This is a genomic window from Cupriavidus gilardii (assembly GCF_013314895.1).
Lineage (GTDB): Bacteria > Pseudomonadota > Gammaproteobacteria > Burkholderiales > Burkholderiaceae > Cupriavidus > Cupriavidus gilardii_C.
The window spans coordinates 1-6,688 of record NZ_JABTYE010000049.1; the positions used below are offsets into that span (position 1 = coordinate 1).

Annotated in this window: 6 protein-coding genes and 1 pseudogene; 3 read left to right on the plus strand and 4 right to left on the minus strand. The window is 71.5% G+C overall.

Features of this window, described 5'->3' with window-relative positions; translation table 11 throughout:
- A partial coding sequence (locus tag HTY53_RS24425; protein ID WP_217435745.1) for a TorF family putative porin occupies positions 1-201 on the minus strand: 201 nt, incomplete at its 3' end.
- Positions 202-583: 382 nt separating this feature from the next.
- Here HTY53_RS24425 and HTY53_RS24430 point away from each other — a divergent pair.
- Both HTY53_RS24430 and HTY53_RS24435 read left to right on the plus strand, forming a co-directional pair.
- Positions 584-817 (plus strand): annotated as a pseudogene (locus HTY53_RS24430) (accessory factor UbiK family protein); the annotation flags it as partial.
- Positions 818-1,147: 330 nt separating this feature from the next.
- Positions 1,148-2,794, plus strand: coding sequence for a YifB family Mg chelatase-like AAA ATPase (locus HTY53_RS24435; protein ID WP_174109175.1), 1,647 nt, complete (start codon positions 1,148-1,150; stop codon positions 2,792-2,794).
- Positions 2,795-3,232: 438 nt separating this feature from the next.
- Here the strand turns inward: HTY53_RS24435 and HTY53_RS24440 are convergent, their stop codons facing one another.
- From HTY53_RS24440 to HTY53_RS24450, 3 genes are all read right to left on the minus strand, one after another.
- A complete protein-coding gene (locus HTY53_RS24440) occupies positions 3,233-3,952 on the minus strand; it encodes a LysE family transporter (protein ID WP_174109176.1) in 720 nt (239 codons plus the stop codon).
- Positions 3,953-4,073: 121 nt separating this feature from the next.
- Positions 4,074-5,381, minus strand: a complete 1,308-nt coding sequence (locus HTY53_RS24445; RefSeq protein WP_174109177.1) for an MFS transporter — start codon at positions 5,379-5,381, stop codon at positions 4,074-4,076.
- A 44-nt stretch (positions 5,382-5,425) separates the two neighbouring features.
- Positions 5,426-6,010, minus strand: a complete 585-nt coding sequence (locus tag HTY53_RS24450) for a hypothetical protein (RefSeq protein ID WP_174109178.1) — start codon at positions 6,008-6,010, stop codon at positions 5,426-5,428.
- Between the two features lie 125 nt (positions 6,011-6,135).
- On the opposite strand from HTY53_RS24450, the gene HTY53_RS24455 reads away from it, so the two are divergent.
- On the plus strand, positions 6,136-6,660 hold the full coding sequence (locus HTY53_RS24455) for a thioredoxin fold domain-containing protein (RefSeq protein ID WP_174109179.1): 525 nt from the start codon (positions 6,136-6,138) through the stop codon (positions 6,658-6,660).
- Positions 6,661-6,688: the final 28 nt, after the last annotated feature.

Consider the following 6,688-nt stretch of genomic DNA (forward strand, 5'->3'; position numbering starts at 1 on the left):
GTAGTCGAAACCGCCCTGGATCGCCGGCCGGCGATTGGTCTGCATGATGCCGCGGTAGCGGTATTCGGAGGCCAGCGTCACGTTCGCCGTGAACGTATGCGGCGAGGCCGCTTCGGCGGTCGCGGGCGCGCTCTGCGCCAGCGCGGTGGTGGCGGAACCGCACAGCGTCAGCGCGCCGATGGCGAGGGCCAGCGTCTTCATGGATTTCTTCTCCTTTTCCTTTGGGCTCGGGACTTCTTTGTCAGCCCAATACTGCAACTGCCATGCCAGGGTGAGCAGCGGTGGGGGCGCGCGTCGGCTGCCCGGGCGATGCGCGCTTGCCGCCAGTGGCAAGGCCGTTTCAATCAGCCTTCGGAAAGCCCGCCACACGGGGCCGCACGGGCCGTGCCGGGTTAAATGCTGTGTCCGCCAGGTCGAAGCCGCTTTTCCCCGCGCGCTTCACGGGCCATAATCGGCCCATGCCACCGGCTGGTGCCGGCCGCCGCCACGGGCGCGCGCTGCACCGATAACGTGCAGATGCGCCCGTCCGGTCGCCCCCGCCGCCCCCGATCGATGCACCCCGACGGTGCAGAAGGAGAAACCGATGAAACCGACCGATCTCTTCAACGACCTGCAGAGCAAGGTCAGCGAAGTCCTGCGCAACTCGCCCGCCAAAGACATCGAAAAGAACGTGCGCAGCATGATGACCCAGGGCTTTGCCAAGCTCGACCTGGTCACGCGCGAGGAATTCGACGTGCAGTCGCAGGTGCTGGCCCGCACGCGCGCGCGGCTCGAAGAACTGGAAATGCGCGTCGCCGATCTCGAACGGCGTGCCGGCATGGCGGGCGTGACCGGCGTGACGGGGGTGGGGCCGGCCACGGTCGGCACCGCCGGCGCGGGCACCACGGCGTCCACCACGTCCTCGGTACCGGGCGCGGCCACGCCCGAGCCGGGCACCGGACCGACCAATCCGGGCCTGGCCGGCTGAACGCTCCAGACCACGCATCAGGCGAAGGCCGCCGGGCAACCGGCGGCCTTCTGCGTTTACGGCGGCGTTAATAAATCGGTGACGCATCGGATCGCGTCCTTGCGTCGTCAGTCATCGTTGGCAGGCGGGCTCTCCTGCAGGCCCGCCGTCCACGTCCACCTCATCGCCCGGATCGCCTCCATGCACCTCGCCGTCCTGCGCAGCCGCGCGCTGACCGGCATCGACGCGCCGCCGGTCTCGGTCGAAACCCATCTGGCCAACGGCCTGCCGGCCTTCGCCATCGTCGGGCTGGCCGAGACCGAGGTGCGCGAGAGCCGCGAGCGCGTGCGCGCGGCGATCCTTAACTGCGGCTTCGAATTCCCGAACCGCCGCATCACGGTCAATCTGGCGCCGGCCGATCTGCCCAAGGAATCGGGCCGCTTCGACCTGGCCATCGCGCTTGGCATCCTGGCGGCAAGCGGGCAGATCCCCGCAGCGGCGCTGGACGGCTACGAGTTCGCGGCGGAGCTGTCGCTGTCGGGGGCACTGCGGCCGGTGCGCGGCGCGCTGGCGATGGCGATGGGGCTGGCGCGCGAGCAAGCCGGCACGGTGTGCGGCCCAGCGGGCGGCTTGGCCGGCGGCACAGCGAGCGGTACAGCGAGCGGCTTGGCGGGCGGCACAGCGAGCGGTACAGCGAGCGGCTTGGCGGGCGGCACAGCGGGCGGCCCCGCACGCGCGTTCGTGGTGGCGGCCGGCAACGGCGCCGAGGCGGCGCTGGTCGAGTCGGTCACGGTGCTGGCGGCCGCTTCGCTGCCCGAGGTCTGCGCCCACCTGGCCCGCACCGGCCCGCCGCTGGCGCGAGCCAGGCCCGCGGCGACGTCCCCCGTGGCGGGTTCACCCGCCGGCATGCCGGACATGCGCGATGTTCGCGGCCAGGGGCAGGCGCGCCGCGCGATGGAGGTCGCGGCAGCCGGCCAGCACTCGGCGCTGCTGATCGGCCCGCCGGGCACCGGCAAGTCGATGCTGGCGCAGCGCTTTCCGGGGCTGCTGCCGCCGATGACGCTGCAGGAGGCGCTCGAATCTGCCGCGGTGCTGAGCCTGACCGGCGCGGGCTTCCAGACCGAGCGCTGGGGCCGCCGGCCGTTCCGCTCGCCCCACCATACCGCGTCGGCGGCGGCGATGGTCGGCGGCGGCGGCGACCCGCGCCCCGGCGAGATCTCGCTGGCGCATCACGGCGTGCTGTTCCTCGACGAGTTGCCCGAGTTCGAGCGGCGCGTGCTGGAGGTCCTGCGTGAGCCGCTGGAGTCGGGCCGCATCACGATTTCGCGTGCCGGCCGGCAGGCCGACTTCCCGGCGCGCTTCCAGTTCGTCGCGGCGATGAACCCGTGCCCGTGCGGCTATCAGGGTCATCCGACCCGCGCCTGCCGCTGCACGCCCGACCAGATCCAGCGTTACCAGTCGCGGCTGTCCGGGCCGCTGCTGGACCGGATCGACCTGCAGATCGAGGTGCCGGCGCAAAGCCAGCAGGAGACGCTCGACGGCCCGCCCGGCGAGGACAGCGCCGCGATCGGCGCACGCGTGCTGGCGGCCCGGGCACGGCAGCTGGAACGGCAGGGCAAACCGAACGGCGAACTGACGGGACAGCAGATCGACCGGCATTGCCCGCTGGACGAGCAGGCGCAGGGGCTGCTGCGCGCGGCGATGGCGCGGCTGGGGTGGTCGGCGCGGTCCTATTTTCGCGTGCTGAAGGTGGCGCGCACCATTGCGGATCTGGGCGGCGCGGACGTCATCGGCGCGGCGCATGCGGCGGAGGCCGTGCAGTACCGGCGGGTGTTGCGCCCGGTTTAGCGATGCGGCGCGGTTCAACTGGCTCCCCTCTCCCGCTGGCGGGAGAGGGGTCGGGGGAGAGGGAACGGCGGTGGCCATTCGGACAGCGCTGATCATTTGAGCGCCCTGCCCTCTCCCCCGGCCCTTCTCCCACAAGTGGGAGAGGGGAGCAAACCAGCGCGGTGGCGGCGCGTTGCTGTCAATCTCCCCTCTCCCTCTGGCGGGAGAGGGGAGCAAACAAGGCCGTCGACTTAACGCCGAGCCTCAGGCGGCTCGCCCGGCGGTTCGGGCTCGTCCTCGATCGGCGGATGATCCGGCGGCACGCCGGGCGGGGGCGGGTCTTCTATCGGTGGAACGGTATGGTCGGCGCGGCGCGGCATCGGCTGGCTCCAGGGGCAAGGTAACCACCATTGAAGCAAACCGGCCGGGGGATCGCCAGCCGGCTCCCTCCGACATCGTTCAGCCGGGCTGGCGCCGCACGAAGAACAGCGCGGCACCGACCGCCATCAGCACGCTGCCGAACACGCGGTTCTGCCAGCGCATCGCGCGGGCGTCCCGAAACAGGCCCTGCATGCGCGAGGCCAGCAGCGCGTAACCGTGCATCACGATCAGGTCGACCGCGCACATCGTCACGGCCAGGATCGCCAGTTGCGGCGCCAGCGGCCGGGCCGCATCGATGAACTGCGGCAGCACCGCGACCATGAAGACGATGCCCTTCGGATTGGTGACATTGGTCAGCAGGCCGGTGGCGAAACGCCGTCGCGGACTCATCGCGGCCGCGCGCACGCCGCGCACGCTCTTGCCGCCGCCATTCGGCCCGCCATTCGGCCCGCCATTCGACCCACCATTTGCCTCGCCATTTGCCTCGCCACTGGTGTCGTTCGGCTCCAGCTCGACGCGCGCCCGCCATTGCTGCACGCCCAGATAGATCAGGTACAGCGCGCCCACCGTCTTGACCGCCGCGAAGGCATGCTCGGACGCGATCAGCAGCGCGCCGAGCCCGCCGCCGGCGACCAGCAGCACGATCAGCAGCCCGGTCTGCAGGCCGAGGATCGTCGTGGTGGTCTTGCGCAGCCCATAGGACAGACCGTGGCTCATCGACAGCACGGCCCCCGAGCCCGGCGAGACCGCGATCGCCCAGCAGGCCGCGAAATAGGCAAGCCAGATTTCCCAACGCATGATTTGCTCCTTCTTGTTTCTTCCCAGCCTGGACTTTTTCAAACCCCGGATCTTTCCAAGGCCCGAACTCTTCCAAGGCCCGAACTTCCAAACCGCGGACCTTTCCAAACGCCGGCGACGCTCAGCCCGCCGCCCGCCGCCACAGCCGCGGCACCAGCGCATACCAGAGATAGCCGACGAGCTGCAGCGCCAGCAGCCCGCCCAGCGCCGCGCGGAAGGCGTCGGCCTGCGGCAGCCCGGCCTCGCGGAACAGGTCGATCGCGATGCCCACCCCCCACTGGATCAGAAAGCTGCCGCCGAACACCAGCAGGTTGTAGGTGGTATTGGCGCGCCCCGCCACTTCGGCGGGAAATGCCAGGCTCAGCGTGCTGAGAATCAGCGACAGCGTGCTCGCGCACATCGCCAGCAGCGGCCACAGCAGCCAGGCCGCCGGCGCGGTCCAGGCGATGATCGCCGCCTGCAGCACCAGCGTCAGCCCGGCGCCGATCATCACCAGCCGCGCCGATTCGACCGGATCGCGCGCGCGCCGCGGCGCCAGCCAGCCCAGCAGCAGATAGCCGGACAGCAGCGCGATATTGAAGATGAACAGGATCTGCGCGCTGCGGTCCGGCCCGAAACCGAGCACGTCGACCAGCCAGGGGCCGACCCACAGCGTCTGCACCGCCATGAAGCCGGCCTGATTCAGCAGGCCGAAGGGCAGCACGCGGACGAAGGCCGGATGGCGCAGCAGGGCGCGATAGCCGCCGGCCATCTCGCCTGCCGGCAGCGCGGGCGTGTCGTGAAGGCCGTCCACGCTGTCGACGAACACCCGGGCCCGCTCGGCGCCGCGTGCCAGCCGCGCACTGCGCCGTTCGACCCGCGCGAGGCCCCGATACAGCGCCAGCGCCGACACCAGCAGCAGGCCGGCCATCACCAGGAACACGCCGCGCCAGCCCAGCCACGGCAGCACCACCTGCACCGGCAGCGTCGTCATCAGCGCGCCGCCGCTGCCGGCGACCAGCATCCAGACCGACAGCTGGCTCTGGCGCGCGGTCGGAAACCAGCGGCGATAGGCGGTGTAGGAAGCCATCAGGCAGGCCGACACGCCCGCGCCGATCAGTGCCCGGCCCAGCCACAAGGTCGCCGCCGAGCCGGCCAGCGCAAATACCAGCGCGCCGAGGGCGGCGACCAGCAGCAGCACGGTTTCCACCCGCCGCACGCCGCGCCGGTCCAGCCACTGCCCGACCGGCAGCTGCATCGCGGCGAAGGCCAGAAAGTAGGCCGACGACAGCAGGCCCAGGTCGGCGTTCGACAGCCGCATGTCGGCGATCAGCTCGGGCGCGATCACCGCATTGATGGTGCGCAGCCCGTACGACAGCACGTAGGCGGCGGCGAAGCAGACGAACACCAGCGCCCCCTCGCCGCGGCGCAGCAGCGAGGACGGTCGCATGGACAAGCCGGGACGGCTGCTGCGCGGGCCGGGACGGGAACGCATCAGAACGGATGGAAGCCGGCCAGGAACTGTTCGACCTGCTCGGCCTGGCGCTGGTCGCGCGCGGCGTCGCCGGCCTCGAGCACGACCGCCTGGTAGACCTTGCTGCCCTTGGCGACCAGCCGCGCGGTCAGCCGGCGTGGCGTCTTGTCCTGCGGGGAGACGCCGGCCACGCGGATCTCGATCCCGGGCAGCGCCACCGGCGGCTGGGCCGACGACATCACGGTGACCGCGCGCGTCTGCACCGGCTCGGTCGGCGCGTTGCCCAGATTGGCGAGCAGACCGGTCTGCATCGCCGACAGCGCTTCGGCGCGCAGCGATGCGTCGTCGCCAGGGAGGCTGACCACCCCGACCGCGAACAGCGTCTCGTCGACGCGGGCGGCCTCCATCGTCATCGGCAGCTTGCGGCCGGCGATGGCGACATCGCGCGCGGCGCTGGTCGGCTTGCCGGGATAGAGCGCGGCATAGCCGCCCTCGTTGGACTGGATGGTGCGCCAGTCGTAGCGCGGCGAGCAGGCGAGCAGCGCGGCCACCGCCAAGCCGGCGCAACACCGGGCCGGCCGGCGGAGGAACGAAAGGCGAGACATCGGAAGTCGGGGAAAGACGGGTCGAAAAAAGGGCACGGCACGCCACCCCGGCAGGGGTGCGGCCGAGCCGCTATTATCGGGGATCAGGCACTGGCGCAGTGTCTTTCTAATCTCGATATTTCATTATGTTTTTGGACTTTCCGGCCCGCTGCGTTGGCGCGGCATGGCGCCGAAGCGCTGCCCTGGTCTTGCTGACCGGCCTGCTGCTGGCGCTGGCCGCGCCCTCGGCGCGGTCGGCGAGCGCCGCCCATCTACCCGCCGTCAGCGACCTGGCGGCGGAAACCCGTGCGGCGAGCCAGCGCGGCGAACCGCTGGTGGTGCTGGTGACGCTGCCGAACTGCGGCTATTGCGAGGCGGTACGGCGCAACTACCTGGGGCCGCAAGCCGCCGCCGGCCAGATCGCGGCGCGCGAGCTCGACATGAGCGCCGCCACGCCGATTCGCGATGCCGACGGACGTGCCACCACGGCGCGGGCCTGGGCCCGCGCGCACGGCATCCGCTTCGCGCCGACAGTGCTGTTCCTCGACGGCAAGGGCCGGCCGGCCGCGCCGCCGCTGCGCGGCATGCAGCCGGACTTCTACGGCGCCTATCTGGAACAGTCGCTCGATACCGCCCGCGCCGCGATGGCGGCCGGGGCCGGCGCTCGCTGACCCGGGGCGCCGCCGCGCGACCCCCGCC

Coding starts and splice junctions, on each gene's coding strand:
- HTY53_RS24435 (WP_174109175.1), top strand. CDS start 1,148: ATGCACCTCGCCGTCCTGCGCAGCCGCGCGCTGACCGGCATCGACGCG.
- HTY53_RS24440 (WP_174109176.1), bottom strand. CDS start 3,952: ATGCGTTGGGAAATCTGGCTTGCCTATTTCGCGGCCTGCTGGGCGATC.
- HTY53_RS24445 (WP_174109177.1), bottom strand. CDS start 5,381: ATGCGACCGTCCTCGCTGCTGCGCCGCGGCGAGGGGGCGCTGGTGTTC.
- HTY53_RS24450 (WP_174109178.1), bottom strand. CDS start 6,010: ATGTCTCGCCTTTCGTTCCTCCGCCGGCCGGCCCGGTGTTGCGCCGGC.
- HTY53_RS24455 (WP_174109179.1), top strand. CDS start 6,136: ATGTTTTTGGACTTTCCGGCCCGCTGCGTTGGCGCGGCATGGCGCCGA.